The 26,406-nt window shown below is 66.4% G+C and carries 20 protein-coding genes, 1 tRNA gene and 1 pseudogene; 9 read left to right on the forward strand and 13 right to left on the reverse strand.

Annotated features, from left to right (window positions below; all coding sequences use genetic code 11):
* Nucleotides 1-141: 141 nt before the first annotated feature.
* From C8J25_RS16210 to hisG, 5 genes are all read right to left on the reverse strand, one after another.
* On the reverse strand, nt 142-2,298 hold the full coding sequence (locus tag C8J25_RS16210) for a sodium-translocating pyrophosphatase (protein ID WP_107955427.1): 2,157 nt from the start codon (nt 2,296-2,298) through the stop codon (nt 142-144).
* A 91-nt stretch (nt 2,299-2,389) separates the two neighbouring features.
* Entirely contained in the window at nt 2,390-3,283 is an 894-nt protein-coding gene (thiL, locus tag C8J25_RS16215) for a thiamine-phosphate kinase (protein WP_107955428.1), read from the reverse strand.
* Nucleotides 3,284-3,397: 114 nt separating this feature from the next.
* Complete coding sequence (gene nusB, locus C8J25_RS16220) at nt 3,398-3,853, reverse strand: transcription antitermination factor NusB (protein WP_107955429.1); 456 nt, start codon at nt 3,851-3,853, stop codon at nt 3,398-3,400.
* A gap of 211 nt (nt 3,854-4,064) precedes the next feature.
* Entirely contained in the window at nt 4,065-5,360 is a 1,296-nt protein-coding gene (gene hisD / locus C8J25_RS16225; protein ID WP_107955430.1) for a histidinol dehydrogenase, read from the reverse strand.
* Nucleotides 5,361-5,493: 133 nt separating this feature from the next.
* The gene (gene hisG, locus C8J25_RS16230) at nt 5,494-6,162 is read right to left on the reverse strand and encodes an ATP phosphoribosyltransferase (protein ID WP_244187161.1); all 669 of its coding nucleotides are present in this window, start codon (nt 6,160-6,162) and stop codon (nt 5,494-5,496) included.
* 46 nt (nt 6,163-6,208) lie between these two features.
* Between hisG and C8J25_RS16235 the strand changes: the two genes are divergently transcribed.
* Complete coding sequence (locus C8J25_RS16235; RefSeq protein WP_107955432.1) at nt 6,209-7,309, forward strand: DUF2332 domain-containing protein; 1,101 nt, start codon at nt 6,209-6,211, stop codon at nt 7,307-7,309.
* 61 nt (nt 7,310-7,370) lie between these two features.
* On the opposite strand, the gene C8J25_RS16240 is transcribed toward C8J25_RS16235, so the two are convergent.
* From C8J25_RS16240 to C8J25_RS16265, 6 genes and pseudogenes are all read right to left on the reverse strand, one after another.
* Nucleotides 7,371-7,850: an RcnB family protein gene (locus C8J25_RS16240; protein WP_107955433.1), complete on the reverse strand. Its 480-nt coding sequence runs from the start codon at nt 7,848-7,850 to the stop codon at nt 7,371-7,373.
* Nucleotides 7,851-8,137: 287 nt separating this feature from the next.
* Nucleotides 8,138-9,007, reverse strand: a pseudogene (locus tag C8J25_RS16245) (alpha/beta fold hydrolase); the annotation flags it as partial.
* Nucleotides 9,008-9,148: 141 nt separating this feature from the next.
* The gene (locus C8J25_RS16250; RefSeq protein ID WP_107955434.1) at nt 9,149-10,048 is read right to left on the reverse strand and encodes a pirin family protein; all 900 of its coding nucleotides are present in this window, start codon (nt 10,046-10,048) and stop codon (nt 9,149-9,151) included.
* A gap of 4 nt (nt 10,049-10,052) precedes the next feature.
* The gene (locus C8J25_RS16255) at nt 10,053-10,502 is read right to left on the reverse strand and encodes an NUDIX hydrolase (RefSeq protein WP_107955565.1); all 450 of its coding nucleotides are present in this window, start codon (nt 10,500-10,502) and stop codon (nt 10,053-10,055) included.
* 148 nt (nt 10,503-10,650) lie between these two features.
* A complete protein-coding gene (locus tag C8J25_RS16260; protein WP_107955435.1) occupies nt 10,651-11,358 on the reverse strand; it encodes a glutathione S-transferase in 708 nt (235 codons plus the stop codon).
* Entirely contained in the window at nt 11,358-11,645 is a 288-nt protein-coding gene (locus C8J25_RS16265; protein WP_093398431.1) for a BolA family protein, read from the reverse strand. The genes C8J25_RS16260 and C8J25_RS16265 overlap by 1 nt, the downstream gene beginning before the upstream one ends.
* Nucleotides 11,646-11,767: 122 nt before the next feature.
* Between C8J25_RS16265 and C8J25_RS16270 the strand changes: the two genes are divergently transcribed.
* The 7 genes from C8J25_RS16270 (at nt 11,768) to C8J25_RS16300 (ending at nt 20,178) form a co-directional block, all read left to right on the forward strand.
* Nucleotides 11,768-12,292, forward strand: coding sequence for a J domain-containing protein (locus C8J25_RS16270; protein ID WP_107955436.1), 525 nt, complete (start codon nt 11,768-11,770; stop codon nt 12,290-12,292).
* A gap of 191 nt (nt 12,293-12,483) precedes the next feature.
* On the forward strand, nt 12,484-13,488 hold the full coding sequence (gene cobS / locus C8J25_RS16275; RefSeq protein WP_056052421.1) for a cobaltochelatase subunit CobS: 1,005 nt from the start codon (nt 12,484-12,486) through the stop codon (nt 13,486-13,488).
* Between the two features lie 4 nt (nt 13,489-13,492).
* Entirely contained in the window at nt 13,493-15,316 is a 1,824-nt protein-coding gene (gene cobT / locus C8J25_RS16280) for a cobaltochelatase subunit CobT (protein WP_107955437.1), read from the forward strand.
* Nucleotides 15,317-15,323: 7 nt separating this feature from the next.
* Nucleotides 15,324-15,581, forward strand: coding sequence for a ribbon-helix-helix domain-containing protein (locus tag C8J25_RS16285; RefSeq protein WP_107955438.1), 258 nt, complete (start codon nt 15,324-15,326; stop codon nt 15,579-15,581).
* Between the two features lie 71 nt (nt 15,582-15,652).
* Nucleotides 15,653-18,139: a TonB-dependent receptor gene (locus tag C8J25_RS16290; RefSeq protein ID WP_107955439.1), complete on the forward strand. Its 2,487-nt coding sequence runs from the start codon at nt 15,653-15,655 to the stop codon at nt 18,137-18,139.
* A 58-nt stretch (nt 18,140-18,197) separates the two neighbouring features.
* A complete protein-coding gene (locus C8J25_RS16295; RefSeq protein WP_107955440.1) occupies nt 18,198-18,881 on the forward strand; it encodes a Fe2+-dependent dioxygenase in 684 nt (227 codons plus the stop codon).
* Between the two features lie 190 nt (nt 18,882-19,071).
* Nucleotides 19,072-20,178 carry a PepSY-associated TM helix domain-containing protein gene (locus C8J25_RS16300; RefSeq protein ID WP_107955441.1) on the forward strand — a complete coding sequence of 369 codons (1,107 nt, stop codon included), beginning with the start codon at nt 19,072-19,074 and terminating at the stop codon, nt 20,176-20,178.
* Nucleotides 20,179-20,334: 156 nt separating this feature from the next.
* On the opposite strand, the gene C8J25_RS16305 is transcribed toward C8J25_RS16300, so the two are convergent.
* Nucleotides 20,335-24,930, reverse strand: a complete 4,596-nt coding sequence (locus C8J25_RS16305) for an NAD-glutamate dehydrogenase (protein WP_425275475.1) — start codon at nt 24,928-24,930, stop codon at nt 20,335-20,337.
* Between the two features lie 97 nt (nt 24,931-25,027).
* The gene (locus C8J25_RS16310) at nt 25,028-26,194 is read right to left on the reverse strand and encodes a PAS domain-containing protein (RefSeq protein ID WP_107955443.1); all 1,167 of its coding nucleotides are present in this window, start codon (nt 26,192-26,194) and stop codon (nt 25,028-25,030) included.
* Nucleotides 26,195-26,328: 134 nt separating this feature from the next.
* Here C8J25_RS16310 and C8J25_RS16315 point away from each other — a divergent pair.
* Nucleotides 26,329-26,404: transfer RNA gene (locus C8J25_RS16315), tRNA-Thr, on the forward strand.
* Nucleotides 26,405-26,406 lie beyond the last annotated feature (2 nt).

Raw genomic sequence — 26,406 nt, forward strand, 5'->3', positions numbered from 1 at the left:
GTCGATGGGACTGAGCGGAAATTGTGCACGCGGCGCACTGCGTTGTTATCGCGCGGGATGAATGGCAAATATTGAACCGCCGGGCAGTGAATGGATCGCAGAGCGGCCAGCGTAACTGGCCGATCGGCGATCCTGTTCAGCTTACCCCACGCCGCCGCCGGCCAGAGCCGCGAGCAGCAGCAGGGCCACGATGTTGGTGATCTTGATCATCGGGTTCACCGCGGGGCCGGCAGTATCCTTGTAGGGGTCGCCGACCGTGTCACCGGTGATCGCGGCCTTGTGCGCTTCGGAACCCTTGCCGCCGTGGTGGCCGTCCTCGATGTACTTCTTGGCGTTGTCCCACGCGCCGCCGCCGCTCGTCATCGAGATCGCGACGAACAGCCCGGATACGATCACGCCCAACAGCATCGCGCCGAGCGAGGCGAAGCCGGCGGCCTGGCCTGCGACCGCGGTGATGATGAAATACACGGCGAGTGGCGACAGGACCGGCAGCAGCGAGGGGACGATCATCTCGCGGATCGCCGCCTTGGTCACGAGGTCGACCGTCCGCGCATAGTCGGGGCGGCTGGTGCCGAGCATGATGCCGGGGTTGTTGCGGAATTGCTCGCGAACTTCCTCGACGACGGCGCCAGCTGCGCGACCGACGGCGGTCATGCCGAACGCGCCGAACAGATAGGGGAGCAGCGCACCCAGTAGCAGACCGACGATGACGTACGGGTTGGAAAGGCTGAAATCGACCGTGACGTCGGGAAAATACGTCGCGAGATCGGTGGCGTACGCACCAAATAGGACGAGCGCGGCAAGTCCGGCCGAGCCGATCGCATAGCCCTTGGTGACCGCCTTGGTGGTGTTGCCGACCGCGTCGAGCGCATCGGTCCTTTGGCGAACGTCATCGGGCAGCCCCGCCATCTCGGCGATGCCGCCTGCGTTGTCGGTGACGGGGCCGTACGCGTCGAGCGCGACGACCATGCCGGCCTGCGCGAGCATCGCGGTCGCAGCGAAGGCGATGCCGATGATCCCGGCGAGCTGATACGCGACGATCACCGCGACGACGATCACCAGCGTCGGCAGCGCGGTCGATTCGAGGCTGATCGCGAGGCCTTGAATGACGTTGGTGCCGTGGCCGGTCTCCGACGCCTTGGCGATCGACTGGACCGGGCGGTGGTTGGTGCCGGTATAATATTCGGTGATCCACACGATCAGCCCGGTCACGACGAGCCCGATCATCATCGACCAGAACAGGTCCATCCCGGTGAAGCTCTGCGTCAGCGACGGCGCGGCCTGCGTCGTTAGGTCATCGGTCGCGGGATCGAGGAAGCCCGCGCCGCCGATCACGCGGTGGAGGTCGCCGAGCACGTACTGCGTGGCGAGATAGATCGCCGGGATCGACAGGATCGTCGAGGTGAAGAACCCTTTGTAGAGCGCACCCATGATGCTGCCGCCCCCGAGCCGCACCATGTACGTGCCGATGATCGAGGTGACGATGCACACCCCGCCGACGAGCAGCGGGAGAGTCATCAGCCGCATCAGCTCGGCGCCGCTCGCCTGGATCAGCAGCGCGATCGAGATCATCGTGACGCCGAGCGTGACGACGTACGTCTCGAACAGATCGGCGGCCATTCCCGCGCAATCGCCAACGTTGTCGCCGACATTGTCCGCGATCACGGCGGGGTTGCGGGGGTCGTCCTCGGGAATGCCCGCCTCGACCTTGCCGACCAGATCCGCGCCGACGTCCGCCGCCTTGGTGAAGATACCGCCGCCAAGCCGCGCGAAGATCGAGATCAGCGAGGCGCCGAACGCGAGCGCGGTGAGCGCCTCGACGATGATCCGGTCGTTGGGGGCGTGACCTGCGGGGCCGGTGAGGTACCAGAAGAACGCGCTGATCGCGAGCAGACCGAGACCCGCCACGAGCATGCCGGTCACCGCGCCCGATCGGAACGCCATCGTCAGACCGGCCTGCAGCGATGCGCGCGCGGCCTCGGCGGTGCGCACGTTGGCGCGGACCGAGATGTTCATCCCAACATAGCCCGCGACGCCCGAGAGCACTGCACCGATGACGAAGCCGATCGTCGAGGTGAAGCCGAGCGTAAAGAGGAGGATCGCCGCGACGATGACGCCGACGATCGCGATCGTGGTATATTGCCGCCCGAGATAGGCCTTCGCGCCTTCCTGGATGGCGGCGGCGATGTCCTGCATCTTCTCGTTGCCGGGGGATGCCGCGAGCACCTGCCGACTGGTGACGAAACCATATAGGACGGCGATGACGCCGCAGATCATGGCCAAATAGACGGTCGTCATACGGCGCTATCCCTCTTGTCAGGTCCTCTCCGGTCCCGGCTTTGCCGAGTCCCGATGTAAGGAACTTATCAGTGCAGGGGCATTGCGCAAGTTATCCTCGGGGGCTGTGTTCATAGCCTAGACTTGGCGGGAGCGGGACGGGTTTGCCGCAGTCGTGAAGGGTAAGTCCCGAACCGGCTGAGAACCCGCCGATCCGCGTGGCATCGGCGACGAAATCTTGCGGTGCAGCAAAAAGGAGTTGGTAGTCGTCTCCCGCGGTGGCTGCGGCAAGCCGGTCGCCGGAAAAGGCGCGATAAGCGTTGGAGAGGGGGATGCGCGCGAGATCGACGCTGATGGCGAGGTTGCTGGCTGAGGCCATGCGGGACGCGTCGATGAGCAGGCCGTCCGAAACGTCCATCATAGCGTGGACCTGTGGGGCAAGTATGCGGCCGTCGGCGAGCCGTGGCTGCGGGCGCCGGTACGCGGCCAGAAGTTCGGCAGGGCCTTGCTTCCCGAGTGCGATGGCTAGCCCTGCGCCCGCGTCGCCGATCGTGCCCGTGACGTAGAGCGCGTCGCCGTCGCGTGCGCCTTTGCGAGCAGGGGCGGCGGCGTCGCTCCCGAACGCAGTGACGGTTAGGACGCGGGGGGCGTTCTGGGGCAGCGTCACGGTGTCGCCGCCGATGATCTTCGTGTCGAAGGTGGTCAGGACGTTGGCGAGCCCTTCGAGAAACGCGCGGTCCCAAGCATCGTCGCCAAGTGGGTAGTTGAGGAGGATGCCTTCGGGCGTAGCGCCCTTCGCGGCGAGATCGGAAAGGTTGGTCGCGACCAGCTTCCACGCGACGTCCTGTGCGGGGTCGGTCGGGAGGAAATGGACGCCTTCGACCAGCGTGTCTGTCGTGACGACAAGCGGGCCTGCGTCGAGCAACGCGGTATCGTCATCGAGACCACGCGCCGCAGGATGTAGTGGGAGCCAGCGTAGGGCAGCAATAAACTCGGCTTCGGTCACTCTCTGCTCCCTCTCCCCTCAGGGGAGAGGGCTGGGGTGAGGGGCTGTTCCGGGCGCCGCACTGCTTGGCGACCCCTCACCCCGACCCTCTCCCCTGAGGGGAGAGGGAGTTCGTCAGGCGCGAACCTCTTTCGCGATACCGTCGAGCAACCCGTTCACGAATCCGGACTCGCGCTTGTCGTAGAACGCGTGCGCGACGTCGACATATTCGCTGATCACCGCCGCGACCGGCACGTCCTTGCGCGCGAGCAGCTCGTAGGTGCCGACGCGGATGATCGCCTTCATCGGCTTGTCGAGCCGCGCCAGCGTCCAGCCCTTGGCGAGCTTGCCTTCGATCAGCACGTCGATCTCGCCGGCGCGCGCGTGGGCGCCGGTCACCAGGTCGTCGAAGAAGTCGACATCGGCCTCGGCATATTCGACGTCTTCGATCGTCGCGCCGAGCCGGTGCTGGTGGAATTCGTTGAGCAGGACGGGCATCGCGGTGCCCTCCATCTCGTGCTGGTAAGTCGCCTGGACGGCGGCGAGGCGAGCGGCGGCACGCGCCTTGGTGCGGGGGGCGGTTCGAGTCATAAGCGGTTGCCTGTAGGCGCGGGGGGCGTGTGTGTCAGCCCTTTGCGTTTCGGGCGCGTTGGCAGAGAAGAGTTTGTTCACGCGAAGGCGCAAAGGCGCGAAGATGTCGCCCTGCGGCGCAGCCGCTGCACAATGGTATTTAGCGTCGTGAAACAGCCGCTACGCGGAAAGCGCACAATCTTCGCGCCTTTGCGCCTTCGCGTGAACAACTCTAGCGGTTCAGCCGCAGCCTCAACGCGACCGATTTCGCATGTGCAGGCAGTCCCTCGGCATTGGCCAGCGCGACCGTGGCTGGGCCGAGTTCGCGCAGCGCAGCTTCGTCCAACGCGAGGAAGCTGGTACGCTTCATGAAGTCGAGCACCGACAACCCGCTGGCAAACCGCGCCCGACGGCCGGTTGGGAGGACGTGGTTCGGGCCGGCTACGTAATCGCCGATCGCCTCGGGGGTGTAGCGGCCTAGGAAGACCGAACCTGCATGGCGGATGCGGTCGAAGAAGCCTTGCGGGTCGGGGATCGCCAGCTGGAGATGCTCGGCGGCGAGACGGTCTACCAGCGGGATCGCGTCCGCCAGCGTCTCGACGACAACGATCGCGCCGTTGGTGTCCCACGCGACACGCGCGACGGCTTCGGTGGCAAGGTCGCGCAACTGGCGGTCGACCGCGTCCGCCACCTTGTCGGCGAAAGCTGCGTCGTCAGTGAACAGGATCGACTGCGTGGTCACGTCGTGCTCGGCCTGGCTGAGCAGGTCGGCGGCGGTCCATTCGGGGTCGTTGAGCGCGTCCGCGACGACGACGATCTCGGAAGGCCCCGCGACCATGTCGATGCCGACGACACCGTAGACCTGGCGCTTGGCCTCGGCGACCCAGGCGTTGCCGGGGCCGGTGATCACGTCGACCGGCTCGATCCGGCCTGCGCCATACGCGAGCGCTGCGACAGCCTGCGCGCCACCGACTCGCCAGACTTCATCGACGCCGGCGAGATGTGCGGCGGCGAGGACGAGCGGGTTGATCTGGCCATCCGGAGTCGGGGTGACCATCGCGAGGCGGCCGACACCAGCAACCTTGGCGGGGATCGCGTTCATCAGCAGCGACGATGGGTAGGCGGCGCGTCCCCCAGGCACGTAGATACCGGCGGCGTCGACGGGGAGCCAGCGCGCGCCGAGCCTGACGCCGGCGGAGTCGACCGAGTCGCTGTCTAATGGACGCTGTTTCTCGTGATACGCGCGGATGCGGGTTGCGGCGAGTTCGAGCGCGGTGCGCAGGTCGGGATCGAGTGCGTCGAACGCAGCCTTGCAGTCGGCGGCGTCGATCTGCCAGCCGGTGGTTTCGAGGTCGTGACGGTCGTGCTTCTGCGTGAGCTCGCGAAGCGCGGTTTCACCGTCGCGGCGGACGGCCGAGATGATCGCGGCGACGTCCTGCGTGACGCCCGCGTCGGATTCACGGCGGTCTTCGACGAGCGCGGTAAAGCGGGTCGCGAAGTCCGCGTCGGATGTGGAAAGGCGGATCATGACTTGCCCCCCTCCCGCAAGCGGGAGGGGCTGGGGGTGGGCACGCGCTCACCGCGAGCGTTTCGGTCGAGGATGGCGCAGGCCCAACCCCCGGCCCCTTCCCGCATGCGGGAAGGGGAGCAGAGGAGCGTGCTCATGCTGCGATCTCCTGCGCTTCGACAGCGCGACGGAACGCCTCGACCAGTGGCACGACCCGGCTGCGCGTCTTCATCGCGGCACGGTTGACGACAAGGCGGCTGGTGACTTCCATGATCGTCTCGACCTCGACCAGCCCGTTTTCCAGCAACGTCCGCCCCGACGACACGAGATCGACGATCCGCGGTGCCAACCCTAACGTCGGCGCCAATTCCATCGCGCCGTTGAGCTTCACGCACTCCGCCTGCACGCCTCGGCTCGCGAAATGCGCGGCCGTCACATGCGGGTATTTGGTCGCGACGCGGACGTGGCTCCAGCCGCGCGGATCATCCTCCGCCGCCATCTCGGCGGGTTCGGCGACCGACAGCCGGCAATGGCCGATGCCAAGATCGACCGGCGCGTACAGTTCCGAATATCCGAACTCGGCGATCACGTCCGACCCGACGATCCCCAACTGCGCCGCACCGTGCGCAACGAAAGTGGCGACGTCGAACGCGCGCACCCGGATCAGCGAGATCGCCGGATCGTTGGTCGCGAACCGCAACGCACGCGAATTCTCGTCCGAGAACGACGCTTCGGGATGCACCCCGGCACGCGCGAGCAGCGGCAGGGCCTCGGCTAGGATACGTCCCTTGGGGACGGCGATGATGATCTGGGACTCTGGCACCCGCCGGGCTTTACGGGGGGGGCTTGGCGGGTGCAACAACCTGCGCATGGCAAATGAACCGGCTAACCGCTCGGCCTTCGACATCCAGGCGGGCTATTGCACCGCGATGGACGCGCCCATCACGGCGCGCGTCTGCACCGCGCTGGCGGAGGCGCTCGATCGTGACAGCGAGACGGGGCGGCGGGTGCTCGACTGGGCGGGCGAGCCGGTCGCGGATGCGCTGGCGTTGCGGCTGGTCGGCGGGTTGCATGCGCTGCACCGCGCGGGCGTCGATCCGAAGCTTTCATCCTTGTTCTCCGGTGCGGAAACCGATCAGGCATGCATCTCCTCGACATTGCAGGCGACGCTCGTCGCGCACGATGCAGCGTTGCTGCCTTGGCTGGATGGGCCGCCGCAGACCAACGAGGCGGCGCGGTCGGCGGGCATGATGACCGGGATCCTCCATTTGGCCGAGCGGTACGGGCCGCGATTTGAGGTGCTGGAAATCGGATCGAGTGCTGGGCTCAACCTGCTGATCGATCGCTATCGATTTGACCTTGGCGGTGTGAATGTCGGGCCATTGGCATCGCCTGTGACGATCCGCCCCGAATGGCGGGGCGCGCCGCCGCCAAGCGCGCCGGTCGCGATCGAGTCGACACGCGGCGTCGATATCCACCCGGTGGACGTCGCCGATCCGGTCGCGGCGGCGCGACTTGCGGCGTATGTCTGGGTCGACGCGGTCGAGCGACAGGCGCGGCTCGCGGCGGCGATCGCGATGGTGCGCGACGGCGGCGTCGATCTGGCGGAAGGCGATGCGGCGGACTGGGTCGAGGCGCAATTGGCCGAGCCGCAGCCCGAGGGGGTCACGCGCGTGCTGATGCATTCGGTGGTGTGGCAGTATTTGCCGGCGACCTCCCGCGAGCGGATCCGGGTCGCGATGGAGGCGGCAGGCGCGCGGGCGACGGTCGAAAGGCCGCTCGGCTGGGTGATGATGGAACCGAACCGCGATCTGCACCGACATGAGGTCCGCGTACGCGGCTGGCCGGGCGAGCGGGCGATGGAACTGGTCGCGCTGACGCATGCGCATGGCGCCTGGGTCGAGGGGCTCTCCCCACCGTACGAGACCCGCGATTATATCATGCGGCGTGGAGCGTACGAGAAAGACTGAGGCGCCAGATACGGGTGCGGCCCGGAATCGCTCCCGGGCCTCCCAAACTTGGTAGAAGGTCTTAGTAGAAGAAGCCGTTGTTGACCTGCACGACACGGCCGGAGCGTGTGTCGACCAGGACGACGTCGCGGCCGTAGCGGACCCAGCGTTGATAGCCGTAGGCCGGGCGCGACAGGCGATAGGTCTGGTAGTCGTTCACCCAATAGTTGCGGCCGTAATATTCGGGCGCGAACCGGTAGCCGACGCTCACCGGGCGATAACGATAGCCGCGCGGGCCGGCATAGGCCGGGCGGCGGTAGAGGTTGCCGTGCGTACGGCGATAGTCGCGCCAATCTTCGCGCGCCTCGCGGCGGTCTTCGCGCAGCTCCTGGCGGGCTTCGCGGACGTCGCCGCGGTCGCCATAGCGGCGTGCACGATCGAGGTCGCGACGGCTCTCGCGGATCTCGCGCTGGTCGCGGCGGACTTCGCCGTAGCTCTGTGCGGTCGCGAAGGTGGGGACGAGGGTGGCGGCGGCTACGGCCGCAAGGATCATCTTACGCATGACTGCTCTCCTATGTTCGACGCCGGATCAACGGCATGGAGAGGGTTTTGCTCCCCCGGCGCTGAACGATCGCCGAATGTGGTCGTCAGGATTCAGACAGGTGGCGAAGGTTCGGTCGAATACGGATCAGCCAGCAAGTTTTCCGATCCTCCCCCGCAAGGGGGAGGTGGCGCCGAAGGCGACGGAGGGGGAGGACACGGTGCAGGGGTTTCCCTTTCCGCCCCCTCCGTCTGGCAAGCGCCAGCCACCTCTCCCTTGCGGGGGAGGATCGAGAGCGCTCCAATACCCCAACGGCGCATTGCGGCGATCACAGCGTCGGGCTTTTGCCATGGCACGAAGTGCCCCGCATCGATCTTCTCGATCGTCAGGTCGGGCACGTAATCGCCAAGGTCGAGCTGGCTCGGCAGCAGCGCGCTGTCCTGCATCCCCCAGATCACCAGCACTGGCATCGCGGTCGGCGGAAACGGTGCATCGAGGAAGGCGGGGCGGGGCGGCGTCTCGTCCATTTCGGGAACGAGGATCGCGCTCGCGCGGTACCAATTGAGCATGCCGGTGATCGCGCCAGGCTGGCCCCATTCGTCGAGATAGGCGGCCTTGTCCTCGGCCATCGCGGCGAGGTCGGCGTGCTTCGAGAAACTGGTGTCGAAGAAGGTTTCGAGGCCGATCGCGGCGATATGCTTTTCGAGATCGGGGTTGCGGAAGGCGCGGATATACTGGCTGGCGGCGCGCTGTTCGAGGTCGTCGAACATGGTCCGCTGGAAGACGAGCGGGTGGGGGGCGTTGATGATGACGAGCTTCGCGATGCGCTCGGGGTGGCGCAACGCGGCCATCCAGGCGACCGCGCCGCCCCAGTCGTGGCCGACCAGCGTGAAGCGGTCGATCTTGAGGTGGTCGGCGAGCGCGATCAGGTCGGCGACGATCTTGTCGGGGGTGTAGCTGTCGACGCCCTCAGGTTTGGAGGAGCGCGCGAAGCCGCGCTGGTCGGGGGCGATCACGTAATGGTCGCGGGCTAAATCGGGGGCGATGTCGCGCCAGGTGCGGTGCGATTCGGGGAAGCCGTGGAGGAGGATGACGAGCGGGTTTGCGGGCTCGCCGCTGATCGCGACGTCGAGTTCGACGCCCGTGGATAACGCGATGCGTTGCAGGTCCGACATCATTCCCCTCCCGCTGGCGGGAGGGGGCAGGGGAGGGCCTGCCCGTTCGCGCTGCCCTTGGATCATGCCCTCCCCCGACCCCTCCCGCAAGCGGGAGGGGAGCAGAAGGCGTGATCTTCCTTCCCGCATGCGGGAGGGGAGGAGTCAGGGATAGCTGACCGTTTTCGGGATCGCCGGGATCTCGATCCATTCCTTCTCGTCGCCGGGCACTTTCGGGAAATTGCCCGCATTCCAGTCGCGCTTTGCCTGTTCGATGCGGTCGCGGCTGGAACTAACGAAGTTCCACCAGACGTGGCGCGGCGTCGTGAACGCATCGCCACCGCACAGCATCGCACGGCCGCCATGCGCCGACCGCAACGTCGCAGAAATGCCGGGGCGGAGCACATACAGCACCTGAGGTTCGAGGCTTACGCCCTCCAGCGTCGCCTCGCCCATCGCGAGATAGATCGCGCGCTCCTCGGCGGCCGCGTCGATCGGCACGCTCGCGCCCGGATCGAGCGCGATGTCGGCATAGATCGTCCCCGAATAGGTCGTGGTCGGCGCGGTCTGACCCCACAGGCTTCCCATGATGATCCGCGAGCGCGCGCCGTGTGCCTTGATCGTCGGCAGCTGCGCCTTGGTGACGTGCTCGAACGCCGGGTCGATCTCCTCGACCGCCTCGGGCATCGCCAGCCAGGTCTGGATCCCCGACAAGTTCGGCCCCTCGGCACGCTCGTCGCCGGGCGAGCGTTCGGAATGGACGATGCCGTGGCCCGCGGTCATCAGATTGACCGCGCCGGGCTCGATCCGCGCCTGCGTGCCGAGCGAATCGCGATGATCGATCGCGCCGTCGAACAAGTAGGTGACGGTCGACAGGTTGATGTGCGGGTGCGGGCGCACGTCGATGCCTTGCCCCACGTCGAGATGCGCCGGGCCCATCTGGTCGAAGAACAGGAACGGGCCGACCATCGTCCGTTCCTTGTTCGGCAGCGTACGGTGGACCTTGAACCCGCCGAGATCGTGCGTCGACGGCAGGATGGTCTGGAGGACGAAATCATCGAGCATGGCGTTATCCCTTGGCAGGTTCCGTGGCGTCGAGGAGTTCGACCAGGTCTGCTGGATAGAGCGTTTCGTCATGCGCGACGATGTCGTTTCGGGAAAACCAGCGGTGACCGACGAGCAGTTGCTTCTCCTGTTCGGTGAGCTTGCCCGCCTTCACGTCGCGGCTGTCGATGTCGATCCGGAAATAGCGCTCGTCCGCGGTCACCTCTATGCCCTCGAAGGTGCGGAAATCGACAACGCGGCGCGCGACTTCGGGACCGCAATCGATGTCTAGGCCGACTTCCTCCCAGAGTTCGCGACGGGCGGCGGCGGCGTAGGTCTCGCCGGGATCGACCGCGCCGCCGGGGGTGCACCAGAGCGGGGGGCGGTCGGTGGGCGTGAAGCGGAACATCAGGACGCGGTCTTGGCCGTCGACGAGCAGGATACGCGCGGCTGGGCGTGGGGTCCTCACAACCAGCACCTCCCCGGCGAAGGCCGGGGTCCAGCTGGAAAGGTTGATATGGCGGCGGGCAGCCCGTCGTTACCCCTGACCCCCAACTGGACCCCGGCCTTCGCCGGGGAGGTGTTGGTTGGCGAGGTGCTTAGTGTTAGAACACTGCCAAGCCTCATACCGCGTCGAGTTCCGGATAGGCGCGGAAGATGCCGTCGGTGTTGAAGGCGAGGCGACGGTCGCTTTTCAGATAGGCCTTGATGCCGGGCAGCTCGGCGACCTGATCGTGGATGCGGACCAGGTTTGGATAGTCGGGTTCGAGCGTCTTCATCCGCTTCGGGAACATATACCGCAGCCCCTCGATCACCTGAAACAGCGACGTATCGGCGTAGGTCCATTTGTGATCGATCAGCCAGTCGCCGGTATTGGCCTGCGCGGCATCCTCGAAATGGCCAAGGAACTTGGGCATCCGCTCTTCACGAAACTGCTTAGCCGCACGCGCCGCCTCGGGCTTCTGGTCGTCGTAATAGTCCATCATCGCGACCGGATGATGGACGTTGTGGACCTCCGCGACGAGGTCGGCGATCGTCAGCTGGAGCTGGTTGAGCCACAGCCGGTCCGCCATGTTCGACGGCGCGAGGCCGTGGCGCTCGCCGAGATACATCAGGATATTGGCGACCTGCGCGATCACCAGGCCATCAAGCTCCAGATACGGCGGCGCGAACGGTGTCCGTCCGGTGCGGTCGTTCAGATCGGCGAGCAAGCCCTCTTCGCCTACGCCACGCGCGCAATCCTCATACGCGATCTCCGCCCCTTCGAGTGCGAGCCGGACGAACTCGCCGCGACCTTGAAGGGAGGGCCAGTACCAGAGCTTGTACGCCATCAGATTTCCCCAGGCGCGCGGGCCTTGATGGCGAGCGCGTGAATCTTCGTGCTCAACAGTTCGGCGAGCGCCTGGTTCACGAGCCGCTGGCGCGCGACGCGATTAAGTCCTTCGAACTGCGGAGTTTCCACTTCGACGCGGAAATGCGTTTCGCCGGTGCCGTCGTCGCCCATGTGGCCGGCGTGAAGCCCGCTCTCGTTGACGACGGTCAGCTGCGTCGGGGCGAGTGTCGCGGTGAGGCGGGCGGTGATCTGGTCCTGTACGGAGCCGGTGGCGAGGTCTGTCATGCTCCCTATATAGCCCGTTTTGGAAGCGCGGGGAGCCGGTGGCGGACGACGATCGAAAAGAGCGGAAAGAACGCCCCAGCCCACGGTTTCACGGCCGCGTGGAAGGGACGGGGCGCGTCTGCATGTGGCGCGACTGCGAGGAGCCTGGCGAATTTCGTGCGCCCCCGCTCGAAGGACCGAGCGACGGCGGCCCGCCGCAGTTCCGCTGGTTCTGCCTCGAGCATGTCCGCGCGTTCAACTCCGGCTACAATTTCTTCGACGGCATGACCGCGGACGAGATCCACTACGCGCAGCGGCCGATGGCAGGCTGGGAACGCGAAACGCGCGCATTCGCGCATGGCGGCGGCGACACCCCGCCGAAATGGGCGGACTTCGCCGATCCGATCGACGCGATCGGTGCGCGGTTCGGCGAGCGGATGGCGGCGGCGCGCAAGGACGGTCGGGTGCTGTCCGATGGCGAGCGGCGCTCGTTGCGCGTGTTGGGGCTCGGCACGGACACCGATCGGACGGCGTTGCGCAAACGCTACAGCGAACTCGTCCGGCGCTATCACCCCGATCGAAACGGCGGCGACCGCGCGCATGAGGCCGAGTTGCAGAAGGTCATCGCCGCGTATCAGCACCTCAAGGGCGCGACCGCGTTCGCGTAAAGACGTTCACCAGTCGGGTATTCGCGTAACCCATGCTTACTCTGATCGATATTTCACCACGCCCGATCCGGAACCCGCTGCTATCCCGGCGGTTCGTCTAACTCTTCCGGTCAATCGCCTCACCAATCACACGCTGGCGGTTGAGTAACTGCCCGCGCTTGGCCTAGAGCTACCGGGAACACGAGGCCAACATGACCGATATCCCGAATACCCAGCCCGACAGCCGCGAGACCACGATCCTCGACGCACCCGACCGTATGGTAAAGGTGCGCGAGATGTTCGGGATCGATTCCGACATGGAAGTGCCGGCGTTTTCCGAAGCCGACGAGCGCGTCCCCGATCTCGATCCGGCGTACGTCTTCGACGCCGACACTACGCTCGCCGTGCTGGCGGGGTTCGCGCATAACCGCCGCGTGATGGTCCAGGGCTATCACGGTACCGGCAAGTCGACGCATATCGAGCAGGTCGCGGCGCGCTTGAAATGGCCGTGCATCCGCATCAATCTCGATGCGCATATCAGCCGCATCGACCTGATCGGCCGCGATGCGATCGTGCTGAAGGATGGCCAGCAGATCACCGAGTTCCGCGAAGGCCTGCTGCCCTGGGCGTTGCAGACACCGACCGCGCTGGTGTTCGACGAATACGACGCAGGTCGCCCGGACGTGATGTTCGTGATTCAGCGCGTGCTGGAGACCGAGGGCAAGCTGACTCTACTCGACCAAAACCGCGTGATCCGCCCGAACCCGTGGTTCCGCCTGTTCGCGACCGCCAACACGGTCGGCCTCGGCGATACGAGCGGGCTGTATCACGGCACGCAGCAGATCAACCAAGGCCAGATGGACCGCTGGAACATCGTCGTCACGCTCAACTATCTGCCCGCCAAGGTCGAGGCGCAGATCGTTCTCGCCAAGTCCGGCGAATACGACAAGCCCGAGGGCAAGAAGACCGTCGAGAACATGGTCCGCGTCGCCGACATGACGCGCAAGGGCTTCGTCAACGGCGACATCTCGACCGTGATGAGCCCGCGCACGGTGATCACCTGGGCGCAGAACGCGCTGATCTTCGGCGACGTCGGCTTCGCGTTCCGCCTGTCTTTCCTCAACAAGTGCGACGAGGCGGAGCGGCCGCTGGTCGCCGAATATTACCAGCGCGTGTTCGGCAAGGATCTTCCCGAGAGCGTGGTGGGCAAGGCCTAAACCTTTGGCCAACGAAACCCCTCTCGATCGCTTCAAGGCGGTTCTCGCCGGCACCGCGCGTGCGATCTCGGAGGAGCCGGAGGTCGAACTCGCCTTCACCGCGGACGCACCGACGCAGTCCGGCAAGCACATCAAGGTGCCGATGCCCGCTCGCGCCTTGCCGCTGGAGCAGGTCGCGGAGGCGCGTGGGTTCGCGGACGGATTCGCGCTGCGGTTGAAGCATCACGACATCGCGCTGCATAACCGTGCGGCGCCGGTCGAGGCGGTTGCGCGTGCGGTGTTCGATTCGGTCGAGACAGCACGGGTCGAGGCGCTCGGGGCGCGCGGCTATGCTGGCATCACCGAGAATCTTGAACGCGCACTTGACGTTCGTTTGCGTGCAGACCCCATCACACGCGCGCGCAATCGCGACGAGGTGCCGCTGTCGACCGCGCTTGGCCTGATGGTGCGCGAGCGGCTGACCGGGCAGGAGTCGCCCGCGATTGCCGCGCCCGGCCTCGCGCTGGTCCGCGACTGGATTGAGAGCAAGACCGACCTCGACGCGCTGGCCTATGCGCTCGATGACCAAAAAGCGTTCCAGGGTCTTGCGCGAAAAATGCTGCAGGAGCTCGAACTGGTCGAGGGCAATCAGGTCCCCGAGGAGAGCGACGAAGGCGGATCCGAGGACGAGGGCACCGACGAACAGCAGCAGGACGAGGGCGACGAAGGCGACGACCAGGGCGAGGACGGCCAGGGCGAAGTCGAGGCGCGCGGCGAACAGTCCGAGCAGCAGAACGAGGAAAGCGACGGCCAGGAGCAGAGCGACGAGTCGATGGACGACATCGACGGCGAGCCCGGCGACGACGGCGAGGAAGGCATGCAGCCGGTCCGCCCGAACCGTCCCTTCGCGGACATGGGCGGCGCGTTCGACTACAAGCCGTGGACGACGCAATTCGACGAAGTGATCGCTGCTACCGAGCTGTGCGACGCGGACGAACTGGCGCGGCTGCGCGGCTATCTCGACCAGCAGCTCGTGCACCTGCAATCGACCGTGTCGAAGCTCGCGAACCGGCTCCAGCGGCGTTTGATGGCGCAGCAGTCGCGGTCGTGGGATTTTGACCAGGAGGAGGGTATCCTCGACGCCGCGCGCCTCGCCCGCGTGATCGTCAACCCGACGCTGTCGCTGAGCTACAAGGCCGAGCGCGAGACCGATTTCCGCGATACCGTCGTGACGTTGCTGATCGACAACTCCGGCTCGATGCGCGGCCGCCCGATCTCGATCGCGGCGATCAGCGCGGATATTCTCGCGCGCACGCTGGAGCGCTGCGGCGTTAAGACCGAGATCCTGGGTTTTACGACTCGCGCGTGGAAGGGCGGGCAAAGCCGGGAGACGTGGCTGGCCGCCGGGCGTCCGCCGCAGCCGGGTCGGCTAAACGACATTCGCCACATCGTCTACAAGCGCGCCGACGAGCCGTGGCGCCGCGCGCGCAACTCGCTCGGCCTCATGATGCGCGAGGGGTTGCTGAAGGAGAATATCGACGGCGAGGCACTGATGTGGGCGCATGCGCGGCTGGTCGCGCGGCCCGAGGAACGTCGCATCCTGATGGTGATCAGCGACGGCGCGCCGGTCGACGATTCGACGCTCAGCGTGAACTCGGGCTCATACCTGGAACGTCATCTGCGCCAGGTTATCGGCTGGATTGAGAGCAAGTCGCCGGTCGAGCTGGTCGCGATCGGCATCGGCCACGACGTTACCCGCTACTACGCGCGCGCCGTGACGATCATGGACGTCGAGCAGCTTGGCGGGACGATCATCGAACAGCTGGCCTCGCTGTTCGATACCGAGTGATCTGCGCATGACCGCGGGCGGCCTCATTACGGCGCCCGCGGGCGGGTTTCACGGACCCGTTAAGCGCTCGATCACGATCGCCGGCCACCAGACCTCGATCAGCCTTGAACCCGTTTTCTGGCAGGCGCTGGAAGCCGCCGCTATGCGCCTCGCCTTGCCCTTGTCGGCACTTGTCGCCGAAATCGACGCTATCCGCATACAAGCAAATGCTCCCCCGAACCTCGCTAGCGCATTGAGATCATGGCTGTTTTCAAACCCACCATGAGAATTAGTCGCAATAGCGTTGACAGTGAGAACGACTCTCAATAGCGAACCCGCAACAATAAGGGGTTTCGCATGTCTGGTCCTTCGTCGCGTTCGTCCGCCGCGCCTGCATTTCTTGCGCTTTCGTGCGTAGGGTTCATTGCCAGCGCCCCCGCCTACGCTGCCGATCGCCCGGCTGAATCGGCAAAGGTCCACGCGGCCGACGACCAGGAAAAGCAGCTCAACCGCGACGAAATCGTCGTCAACGGCAAGACCGTCCCCGCGACCACGCTGGAGAGCCCGAAGGCGACGCGCAGCCTGCTCGACACGACGCAAACCGTGACGATCATCGGCGACCAGACGATCCGCAAGCAGAACCTGCTCACCCTGCGCGACGTGCTGCAGACGATCCCCGGCATCACCTTCGGTGCGGGCGAAGGCGGCGGCGGATACGGCGACAGCATCAACCTGCGTGGCTATTCCGCCAACAACGACATCACGATCGACGGCGTCCGCGACAGCGCGCAATACAGCCGCAGCGAGACGTTCAACCTGCAACAGGTCGAGGTCTATAACGGCGCGAACAGCGTCTTTGGCGGTGGTGGATCGGTCGGTGGCACGATCAACCTCATCACCAAGCGCCCGCAGGCGGAGACGCTGACGGTCGTGTCGGGCGGTGTCGGCACCGACGATTACTATCGCACCACGCTCGATTCGAACGTCCGCGTAAGCGACCTCGTTGCGGTCCGCCTGAACGCGGTCGCGCACAAGAACGACATTCCCGGTCGCGATGTGGAGAACAACAAGCGTTGGGCGGTTGCGCCGTCGCTGATCGTCGGCGTCGAGGGCCCGACCAGCCTGACGCTGCAATATCTGCATCAGGAGGACGAGAACGTCCCCGTCTACGGTGTGCCGTACTTCCGCAATGCGGTGAACAATGGGCCGCTGCCGGGTGCCGACAACTCCGCCTATTACGGCATCCGGAACCTCGACAAGCAGGACATCACCGTCGACCAGGCGACCGCCACGGTCAGCCACAGCTTCTCCGACAAGGTCTCGATCCGCAACCTCAGCCGGTGGCAGCGCGTCCAGCAGGATTCGCTGACCAGCGCGCCGCAGGGTGTGTTCTGCCTGTCGACCGGGTTCCAGCCGCAGCCGCTGACCAACGTCGCGACGACGCCGGCGGTTTGTATTGCCCCGACGGCAACCGCTCCGGGTCAGAACATACCCGGCACCTATTACCCAAGCGGCCCGCGCGGTTTCGTCCGAAACCAGGAAAACCAGATCCTCTATAACCAGACCGATCTCCGCTCGGTCTTCGATACCGCGGGGCTCGAGCATACGCTGGTCCTCGGCGCGTCGGTCTCGCAGGAAGATTACACGATCGTCACGGGCAACACGCTGCGTACCGCGACCGGTGCGACGGTCGCCCAGCCAGCGATCAACCTCGCCAACCCGAACACCGACTACACCGGCCCGTTCAACTTCATCCAGGCCGGCCGGTCGCAGGGCACGACGAGCAATGCGGCGGTCTACGCCTTCGACACGATCAAGGTGATCCCGCAGATCGAGGTCAATTTCGGCCTGCGCTACGAGCATGCCAAGGGCCGTTTCCGCGCCGATACCTTCTCGGTCGTGCCCGACGCGACACTCGGCACCTATACGCGCGGACTGAACCAGACGAGCGACGAGACGCTGTTCTCGTACCGCGGCGGCATCAACTTCAAGCCGATCGAGACCGTCAGCTTGTACGCATCGTATGGCAACGCCACGACGCCAACCTCGGCGACCGTCCGGCTCGGCTGTGGTACGTTGATCAATGCACCCGCGGGCCAGCTCGACCCATGCGACGTGAAGCCGGAAAAGGCCGTGAACTACGAACTCGGCGCCAAGGCGGACCTGTTCTCGCGCAAGCTGCAACTGACGGCGGCGGTGTTCCGCAACGAGCGTACCAACTACCGTGTCGCCACGAACGACCCGATCGTCACGACGCTGGGCGTCAACGACGGCCGTTCGCGCGTCGACGGCATCGCGCTGGGCGCCAGCGGCAGCATCTCGCACGCGTTCTCGATCTTCGCCAACTACACGTATCTGAAGGCGAAGGTCATCCAGAGCGTCTCGAACTTCTGTCTCGCCAATCCGGGTCCGGTCCGTACGACCGTCGGCACGACCACGACGACGACCAACCCATGCGGCAACTCGGCCGCGATCCTCGATACGCAGAAGGACCAGCAGCTCACCAACACGCCGAAGCATTCGGGCAGCCTGTTCACCACCTACACGCTGCCGTTCGGTCTCCAGCTCGGCTACGGCCTGACCTATCAGGGGGCGTTCGCGCTCAACAACAGCGCGCTGGCCACCCCGCTCGCGCCGACCACCGTGGTGACGCCGGTCTTCCACTCGGCCGATTACCTGACGCATCGCGCGTTCCTGTCGTACACCGTGGGCAACGGCCTGACCGCGCAGCTCAACGTGCAAAACTTCACCAACGAGAAATATTACACCGGCATCCGCAACAATGGCTGGGCGACGCCGGGCGAGGCGCGCTCGGTGCGGCTGACGCTCTTCTACAGCTTGTGAGGCTTGGCGGCGATGCGGGCAGTTTGCCGGTGTCGCCGCCGCATTCTAGAGTGATGCCATGTTGATTGCGATCCCCGATGTCCTCGATGCTGCCGGCGTCGCCCGTGTCCGCGCGCTGATCGACCGAGCAGAGTGGATCGACGGCAATGCCACGTCGGGGCCCCAGAGCGCGCTAGCAAAGCGCAACGAGCAACTCCCCGAGGACTCGGTCGCCGCGCGCGAGGCTGGCGGGATGGTCCTCGATGCGCTCGGCCGGTCCGCACTGTTCGTCGCGGCGGCGCTCCCGCTGAAAGTGTTCCCGCCGCTGTTCAACCGCTACGCCGGCGGACAGGATTTCGGGCTGCACGTCGACAACGCGATCCGGATGAAGCGCGGCACGGACTTTCGCATTCGTAGCGACCTGTCGGCAACACTCTTCCTCGACGACCCCGCGACCTACGACGGCGGCGAGCTGGTGATCGAGGATCAGTTCGGGCCGCAGTCGGTCAAGCTGCCCGCCGGGCATATGGTGCTGTATCCCGCCTCCAGCCTGCACCGGGTGACGCCGGTCACCCGCGGGGTGCGTACCGCGTCGTTCTTCTGGTTGCAGTCGATGGTGCGTGATGATGGCGCGCGACGGATCCTGTTCGATCTCGACCAGGGCGTGCAGGCGGTCGCGGCCGCGCAAGGGCAAGGCGATCCGGCCACGGTGCGGCTGACCGGCGTGTACCACAACCTCCTCCGCCGCTGGGCGGACGCCTGACTTCTGCTCCCCTCCCTGAAAGGGAGGGGCAGGGGGGGGGGCGGTTTCCGCATATCGAGTGCCGCGACCAAATTGGGCCAACCCACCCCCAACCCCTCCCTTCCAGGGAGGGGAGCATGTTGCCTGTGTGGCAAGGGTTGTGGACTTGAGCCGGCCCCCCATGCCACGCTCCCCACACAGGGAGTAGATAATGAGCAAGCTGGCGATGCGGCGCGCGTGGTTCCAGGTCCACAAGTGGATCGGGCTGGTGCTGGCGATCCTGATCATTCCGCTGTCGCTCAGCGGAGCGGCGTTGGTGTGGCACGACGCGCTCGACCGGATCGTCGATCCGGCGCGCTATACGGTCTCGGGGAGGACCGTGATCGGGCCCAACAGCTATGTCGCCTCGGCGCGCGCCGCGTTGAAGCATGGCGAGCGGATCGCGACGTTGACGATGCCCGACGACGGCGGTCCGGTGGTCGTCGCGGCCAGTTCGGCCCGCGCACCGACCCGGCCAGGGCCTCCCCAGCGGACGATGGTGTATCTCGATCCGCCGACCGCACGCGTGCTGGAGGTGTCGCCGTCGAACGGCGGGCTCGTGCGGTTCCTCCACGTCCTTCACGGAAGCCTGCAACTGCCCGGTGTCGGACGCTCGATCGTCGGCTGGATCGGTATCGCGATGATGGTGTCGTGCTTTACCGGCCTGTGGCTGTGGTGGCCGACCGTCGGGAAGTGGACGCGCGGATTGCGGTTCCGACGGAACCGCGACGTCGAGACGAACCTGCATCACCTGTTCGGGTTCTGGATCGCGCTGCCGCTGTTCGTGCTGTCGTTGACCGGTGCGTGGATCTCGTTCCCGCAGGTTTTCGGGAAGCTCACCGGCGAGACGTCGCGGCCGAGAGGCGGTCCCGATCGCGGCGCGATGATGCGCGCAAAACCGCTGGCGTCGCCCGCGCAGCCGCTGGCGGTGGCGATCGGCAAGGCGCGCGGTATTGTCGACAATGCGCCGTTGCGGAGTGTCACGTGGCCGACCGACCTCAGCGCGGACTGGACGGTGACGTTTCAGGGCGGCGGCGCGCCGGTCGGGGTGAAGGTGGCGGACGACACCGGCGGCGCGACTGCGGCACCGGCGCGGCCGCGGGGTGGCGTGGCGCGGTGGATGCGGCGGATCCACGATGGCACCGACATGGGTGCGCTGTGGCAGATCGTGATTTTTCTGGGCGGGATATTGCCCGCGGTACTGGCGGTGACCGGCGTGATCATGTGGGTGCGCGCACGCAAGTGGAAGGCGGAGCTCGCGGCCCGGCGGACGGCCTAGTCCCTCTCCCCTCCGGGGAGAGGGAAGGAGGAGCCTCTTGGCGACGGGAGGGAGAGGGGCCGTTGGGATTCAAGTCCCGAGCCTCACACCCCTCACCCTCCCACGCGCAAGAGCACGCGGGCCCCTCCCTCTCCCCTCAGGGGAGAGGGGCAGCAGTTACCGCCCCAGCAGCACCCGCGCTTGGCCGGCGATCTGCGCGAGCATCGCCGCGTTCGGCACCGCCGCATGGCGCGCACGGTCGATCACCGCCTTGAACTGCGCCACCCGCGCCGCATTCGTCAGCAGCCACTTCTCGACCGCACCCTGCGGATCCTGCGCACCGCACCGCGCGAGGAACTCCAGCCGCAACTGCTGGAAATCGCGTGCCAGCCCGGCGACCAGCAACCGCTCCCAGGGATCGGTCGGACTGATCCGCGCCGCATTCGCCTGCGCCCAGTCGAGCCCCAGCGCCTGCCCGAGATGCGTGAACGCCCGCGTCACCACCGCCTCGTCGAGCGACATCCGCTCGCCGAGATCGGCCAAGCCGACCGCGCCGTCCATCTCGAACAGGCGAACGACTTTCCGCACCAGATCACCCGGCGCACCGACCGCTTCGAGCTGCCCTGCGATACGATTGCTCTGCGCGCTGGCCTCTTCGAGCAGCAACGCCGCGGTCTGGCTGTCGAGCTGCGTGATGCCCTTCGCCAGTCGCGCGAGGACTTCGCCCGGCACGGCGCCCGGCGCCGATACGCGCAACAGGTCGGCGATCTGCGAGCGGGTTGCGACCGCCACCTCGTCGAACAGCGCGATCCGCGCCGCCTCGGGCATGACGGCCGTCTCGATCTCCGCCCACAGTGCCGGCAGGTCGAACAGGCGCTCGGCGACGACGAACATCGCCGCGATATCGCCCATCGCCGCGCCTTCCTCTTCCGCCAGCTCGAACGGGTAGAGGATGCCCAGCCTGTTGACGATCCGGTTGGCGAGCTTGGTCGCGACGATCTCGGGCCGCAGCCGATGTTCGTCGATCGCCGTCCCGAACCGCTCGCGCATCGCCGCCGGGAAAGCAGCATGCAGGTCGGGCTTGAGCGCGTCGTCATTCGCGATGTCGCTATGCTCGATCGCGTCCTGCAACCCGAGCTTGGCGGTCGCTAGCAGCACCGCCAGCTCAGGCCGCGTGAGGCCGAGACCATCCTGGCCGCGCCGCAGCAGGATATCGTTCGACGCTAGCCCCTCGACGGCGCGATCGAGCCTGCCGCCACCCTCGAAGATCTCGATCACGCGGACATAGCTCGGCACCGCGACCGCGCCGTCCGCCTCGGCGATCGACAGCGCGAGCGTCTGGAGGCGGTTGTCCTCCAGCACCAGGTGCGCGACGTCGTCGGTCATGCTGGCGAGAAGCGTGTTGCGGTCCTCATAGTCGAGCCGCCCCTCGATCATCTCGCGGTTGAGCGCGATCTTGATGTTGACCTCGTTATCCGAGCAGTCGACGCCCGCCGAATTGTCGATGAAGTCGGTGTTGATCCGCCCGCCGCGTGCCGAAAACGCGATACGCGCCGCCTGCGTGACGCCGAGGTTCGCGCCTTCGCCGATCGCGATCACGCGCAAATCCTCGGCGTTGACTCGCAACCGGTCGTTGGCCGGATCGCCGACCGCGACGTTCGCCTCCGATGCCGCCTTCACATAGGTGCCGATGCCGCCGAACCAGAGCAGGTCCGCCGGCGCCTTGAGGATGGCCGAGATCAGCGCGCCCGGCTCCATCTCGCTCGCGGTTATGCCGAGCGCTGCCTGGACCTCAGGCGACAGCTTCACGACCTTTGCGGTACGTGCGAATACGCCGCCGCCCTTCGAGATCAGGCTGGCGTCGTAGTCCGCCCAGCTCGACCGCGGCAGCGCGAACATCCGGTTGCGCTCGTCCCAGCTGGTCGCGGGATCGGGATCGGGATCGAGGAAGATATGGCGATGATCGAACGCCGCGATGACCTTCAGCGTCTTCGACAGCAGCATGCCGTTGCCGAACACGTCGCCTGACATGTCGCCGCAGCCGACGACGGTGATGCTCTCGCTCTGCACGTCGAGGCCGCGCTCGGCGAAGTGACGCTGGACGCTCAGCCACGCGCCCTTGGCGGTGATCCCCATCGCCTTGTGGTCGTACCCGACCGAGCCACCGGAGGCGAACGCGTCGCCCAGCCAGTAGCCGCGTTCGAGCGCGAGCGCGTTCGCCACGTCGCTGAACGTCGCGGTGCCCTTGTCAGCGGCAACGACGAAATACGGGTCCTCGCCGTCAAGGATCGTCACGCCGTCCGGGTGAACGACCTTGCCCTCGACGATGTTGTCGGTGATCGACAGCAACGTGCGGATGAAGATCCGGTAGCTCTCGGTACCCTCGGCGAGCCACGCGTCGCGGTTCGACGGGGCGGGGAGTTGCTTTGGATAAAAGCCACCCTTCGCGCCTGTCGGCACGATGACGGCGTTCTTGACCCGCTGGGCCTTCATCAGCCCAAGGATTTCGGTACGGAAATCGTCGCGACGGTCGGACCAGCGCAGGCCGCCACGCGCGACCGGGCCGGCGCGGAGGTGGATACCTTCGACGCGGGGCGAATACACCCAGACTTCGCGCCAAGGCACGGGCGCGGGAAGCCCCGGAATCAGATGGCTGTCGAGCTTGAATGCGAGCGCCTCGGACGGTGCGGGCGTGAACGCGTTGGTGCGCAGAGTCGCCGCGATCAGGTTGCGATACGCGCGCAAGATACGGTCGTCGTCGATCGCGGTGACCGCGTCGAGCCCGGCTTCGATCGCCTGGTCCGCCTCGATCGCATTGCCCGGGTGCTCCGGATGATGGACCGCAGTGAACCGCGCGATCAATGCCGCGGCGACCTTAGGTGCACGACGGAGCGCATCGACCACGGTGGTCAGGCCATACGGCAGCCCCGCCTGGCGCAGATACCGGAACCACGCACGGAACAGTACGATCGCCTCGGGACGCATCCCGAGTTCGACGATCAGCCGGTTGAACGCGTCGTTCTCGGCCGCGCCCTCCAGCACCGCCGCGATCGCGCCTTCGAGCACTAGCGCGTCGCTCTGTTGCGCCGCGTCATTCGCCTCCAGCACGAAGTCATGCACGAACGGCACGCTGTCGTCGCGCAACCGCGTCGGCAATTCGCCGATTACGCGGAAGCCGAAATTCTCCAGCACCGGTACGGCGTCCGACAGGGGTAGGGCGCCACCCAGCTTGTAGATCTTCAGCTGTGGATCGGCACCGGCCTCACCAGGGACAAGGCGCACGCCACGCGCGTCCGTATCGGCCAGCGCGGCGATCCGCTGGATATCCTCGGCAGCCTCCGCAGGGGTGCTGAGGTTGCGATAATTCTGCGGGAACGCTGCGGCCCATTTTAGCGCCAGACGGGCGGCACGCGGGGGCGGCAACGTCTCGACCAGCGCGGCCTCGACGTCCGACACCCAGCCGCGCACCATTCGCTGCAACCGGAGCGCGAGCGGCGCGACATCGGGCATCCGGCCATCGCCGCGCAGATCGAGCGTGTAGCGGATCATCGCGACCTCGCCGTCCTCCAGCGCGATCGACCAGTTGAGCACGCTCGCATTCGCCGCTTCGGCCAGCATGTCGCCGATCGCGACCCGTCGGCCGGTGGTGACATCGTCGCGCGGCAACCACACGAACCCGAACAGATGCCGCCCGAGCGCGGACTCGACCAACACGAGCGCCGGCCGTGGCCGATCCGCGATGCTCATCGCCGTCAGCGCCAGATCCTCCAGCGCATCCGGCGCGAACGCAATCACGAGGTCGTGCGGCAACGCCGTGAATGCATGCGTTAGCGCCTTGCCGGCATGACCACGCGGATCGAACCCGAACTTTGCCTTCATCGCGGCAAGCCGCGTGCGCAACACCGGCACGTCGCGCGGCATCGCGGCGAGCGCGGCACTGGTCCACAGGCCGCTGTAGATCGACAGCCCGGCGACCGTCGCGCCTTCCATCACCGGCACCACGACGAGGTCGAGCGGCACCGCACGGTGCACGGTCGAGATCAGGTTCGACTTCAGCAACAACGGCGCATCGTTGCCCGCCTCGAACCACTTGATCGCGAGTGCGCGCGAGGCCTCGGCAAGGATCGGCACGCGGTGTTCGTTGCGCGCAATACCGAGAGCAGCGTGGCCGCTCCGGTCACGATGCCAGATCTGGTGCCCGAGCAGAGTCAGATGTCCATTGAGGAACCACTGCAACAGAGCGGCGCCTTCGCCCTCGGGTAGCATCGCGATATCGTCGTCGAGCGCCGCCTGCATCGCGCGCCAGTCGGTCACCGCCGCGCGGACGTCGGCCAATACGGCGGTGAGGTCCTCGATCAGTCCGCGACGGTCGCGCGCATCTGCGCGCTCCATCTCAAGATAGATCATCGATTCGGGGCGGCCTGCGCCTTGGCCGTCGGCGTCGATCGCGTGCAGCGTGCCGTCGGGTGCGCGCGTCGTGCGGACGACGGGGTGGATGATCCGGTCGACCGCGATGTCCTGCGCGCCGATCGCCGCCGCGATCGAATCGACCAGGAACGGCATGTCGTCGTTGACGATCGCGAGGCGCATCCGCCGCCGCGTATCGTCGCCGCTGATCGGTTCGATCGCGATTGCCGGCGCGCCGTCGTCGCGGTGCGCGGCGGTCGCGGCCACGAACGCCGCGGCCTGCGCGACCTCGCTCGCACCGAAGTCCCTGAGTTCGCCCGGAAGGGCCCGTTCGGTCAACCGGCCCGCGAGGGTTTCGGTGAGCATGTTCAACGATTGGTTCGCCATAGGTCAGGGCCTATGCGCCCGCTAATCGCCTATCTCAACCCTTGTGGCAGGTGCGAAGGCGAATGCTGCAGCGCACCTAGAACGCCGTCCGTTCGGCAGCCGCGATTGCGGCGAGATCTCCGTCGAAACCGCCGAGAAAGCTTGCAAAACCGCCTGCTGGCACCTGATGCCGCTGGGCGTGTCGCAACACCGCCGCGAACGTCTCCAACCGGGCCGTCTCGAAATTCGCGCCAAAGACCAGCGCGACGATTTGCGTCATCGCGTCCGTCTCACCCGACATGCAGGCAGCAGAAAGTATCGCGCTGAAATCATCGCCGTCCTGCTCGGCCCCGACTGCGAGATCATGCGCGCGACCCAGCGTCCGGTGCAGCGCCGCCCGACTTCGCGCTTCGGCTGCGCGGACCTGCGCGGCATTCTCGCGCGCGATCGCCAGTTGCTCGCCTAGCCGCCCAACGAGCACATAGTCGGCGGGCAAAGGGTCATCCAGCACCAGCGCCGGCAAGGCCGCGGGCTCCGGCTCGGTAGGCATGACATCGAAGCCACCGCTCGGCCCATCCGCCCACACCTGCGCGGTCGTGCCCGAGCCATTCGGCGTCGCGTGAACGGCGGCATCGAGCTCGGCGGACAGCGCCGCCTGAAGATCGGCGTCCGCGAGCTCTTTCCAATTGATCACGCCGTAGATGAAATCGATCGTCACGCCTCTCGACGCAGATGGGCCCGACGCAAACGGCATCAGGATCCCACGGTACAGCGTCGTCCGTCCCCGGCTGCTGACGAATTCCGCTTCAAAGCCGATCGGCGCGCGATTGGCGATGATCTGGAGATAATGATCGGTCAGCCGCGACAGCAGCGATCGGCTCGGCACGTCGGCGATCGTCGCGATCGGCCCCTCCAGCCCGCACTCCTCGCGCAGCGCCCGTCCGAGATACGCGATCTTCGGATCGCCCATGCCCTGACTGAAATCGAGCAGCACGCTGTGTGGCCCGAAATCGGTGATCGTCTCGGGCTTGAGATCGGCGATCGACGGGTAGGGCCGATCCTTCAGCAGCGACACCCAATGGTTGTAGGCGCGCACGTGCATACGCCGCTCGTCACCCCCAAGATCGAACATCACGTCGTTGACGCCAGCATCGGTCGAATCGCGCGCGCCGGCGTCCGCGGTTGCCCGTGACGCATCCCGCGCTAGCGCCACGCTATCCGCGCCCACTGCGCGTCCATCCTCTACGCTGCGCGCCGTCGTCATGCCCAAAGATCCCCGTATCGTCACCGTGCTTGTGCACCGCGCTTGGTAAACACGGAGTAAACTCGCAAACCGCTTGTCAGCCCGCAAAACCGCTGGTAGTTGCCGCCCCCTCGACCGGATGCATCCGTCGTCGGGCCGCTTTAGCTCAGCTGGTAGAGCATCGCATTCGTAATGCGGGGGTCACAGGTTCGAGTCCTGTAAGCGGCACCATC

It is taken from the genome of Sphingomonas faeni, assembly GCF_003053745.1.
Lineage (GTDB): Bacteria > Pseudomonadota > Alphaproteobacteria > Sphingomonadales > Sphingomonadaceae > Sphingomonas > Sphingomonas faeni.

Excerpts from the sequence above, each read along its gene's own strand:
- C8J25_RS16210 (WP_107955427.1), bottom strand. The coding sequence starts at position 2,298 with ATGACGACCGTCTATTTGGCCATGATCTGCGGCGTCATCGCCGTCCTA.
- nusB (WP_107955429.1), bottom strand. The coding sequence starts at position 3,853 with ATGACTCGAACCGCCCCCCGCACCAAGGCGCGTGCCGCCGCTCGCCTC.
- hisD (WP_107955430.1), bottom strand. The coding sequence starts at position 5,360 with ATGATCCGCCTTTCCACATCCGACGCGGACTTCGCGACCCGCTTTACC.
- C8J25_RS16235 (WP_107955432.1), top strand. The coding sequence starts at position 6,209 with ATGGCAAATGAACCGGCTAACCGCTCGGCCTTCGACATCCAGGCGGGC.
- C8J25_RS16240 (WP_107955433.1), bottom strand. The coding sequence starts at position 7,850 with ATGCGTAAGATGATCCTTGCGGCCGTAGCCGCCGCCACCCTCGTCCCC.
- C8J25_RS16250 (WP_107955434.1), bottom strand. The coding sequence starts at position 10,048 with ATGCTCGATGATTTCGTCCTCCAGACCATCCTGCCGTCGACGCACGAT.
- C8J25_RS16260 (WP_107955435.1), bottom strand. The coding sequence starts at position 11,358 with ATGGCGTACAAGCTCTGGTACTGGCCCTCCCTTCAAGGTCGCGGCGAG.
- C8J25_RS16265 (WP_093398431.1), bottom strand. The coding sequence starts at position 11,645 with ATGACAGACCTCGCCACCGGCTCCGTACAGGACCAGATCACCGCCCGC.
- C8J25_RS16270 (WP_107955436.1), top strand. The coding sequence starts at position 11,768 with ATGTGGCGCGACTGCGAGGAGCCTGGCGAATTTCGTGCGCCCCCGCTC.
- cobS (WP_056052421.1), top strand. The coding sequence starts at position 12,484 with ATGACCGATATCCCGAATACCCAGCCCGACAGCCGCGAGACCACGATC.
- C8J25_RS16285 (WP_107955438.1), top strand. The coding sequence starts at position 15,324 with ATGACCGCGGGCGGCCTCATTACGGCGCCCGCGGGCGGGTTTCACGGA.
- C8J25_RS16290 (WP_107955439.1), top strand. The coding sequence starts at position 15,653 with ATGTCTGGTCCTTCGTCGCGTTCGTCCGCCGCGCCTGCATTTCTTGCG.
- C8J25_RS16295 (WP_107955440.1), top strand. The coding sequence starts at position 18,198 with ATGTTGATTGCGATCCCCGATGTCCTCGATGCTGCCGGCGTCGCCCGT.
- C8J25_RS16300 (WP_107955441.1), top strand. The coding sequence starts at position 19,072 with ATGAGCAAGCTGGCGATGCGGCGCGCGTGGTTCCAGGTCCACAAGTGG.
- C8J25_RS16305 (WP_425275475.1), bottom strand. The coding sequence starts at position 24,930 with ATGCTCACCGAAACCCTCGCGGGCCGGTTGACCGAACGGGCCCTTCCG.
- C8J25_RS16310 (WP_107955443.1), bottom strand. The coding sequence starts at position 26,194 with ATGACGACGGCGCGCAGCGTAGAGGATGGACGCGCAGTGGGCGCGGAT.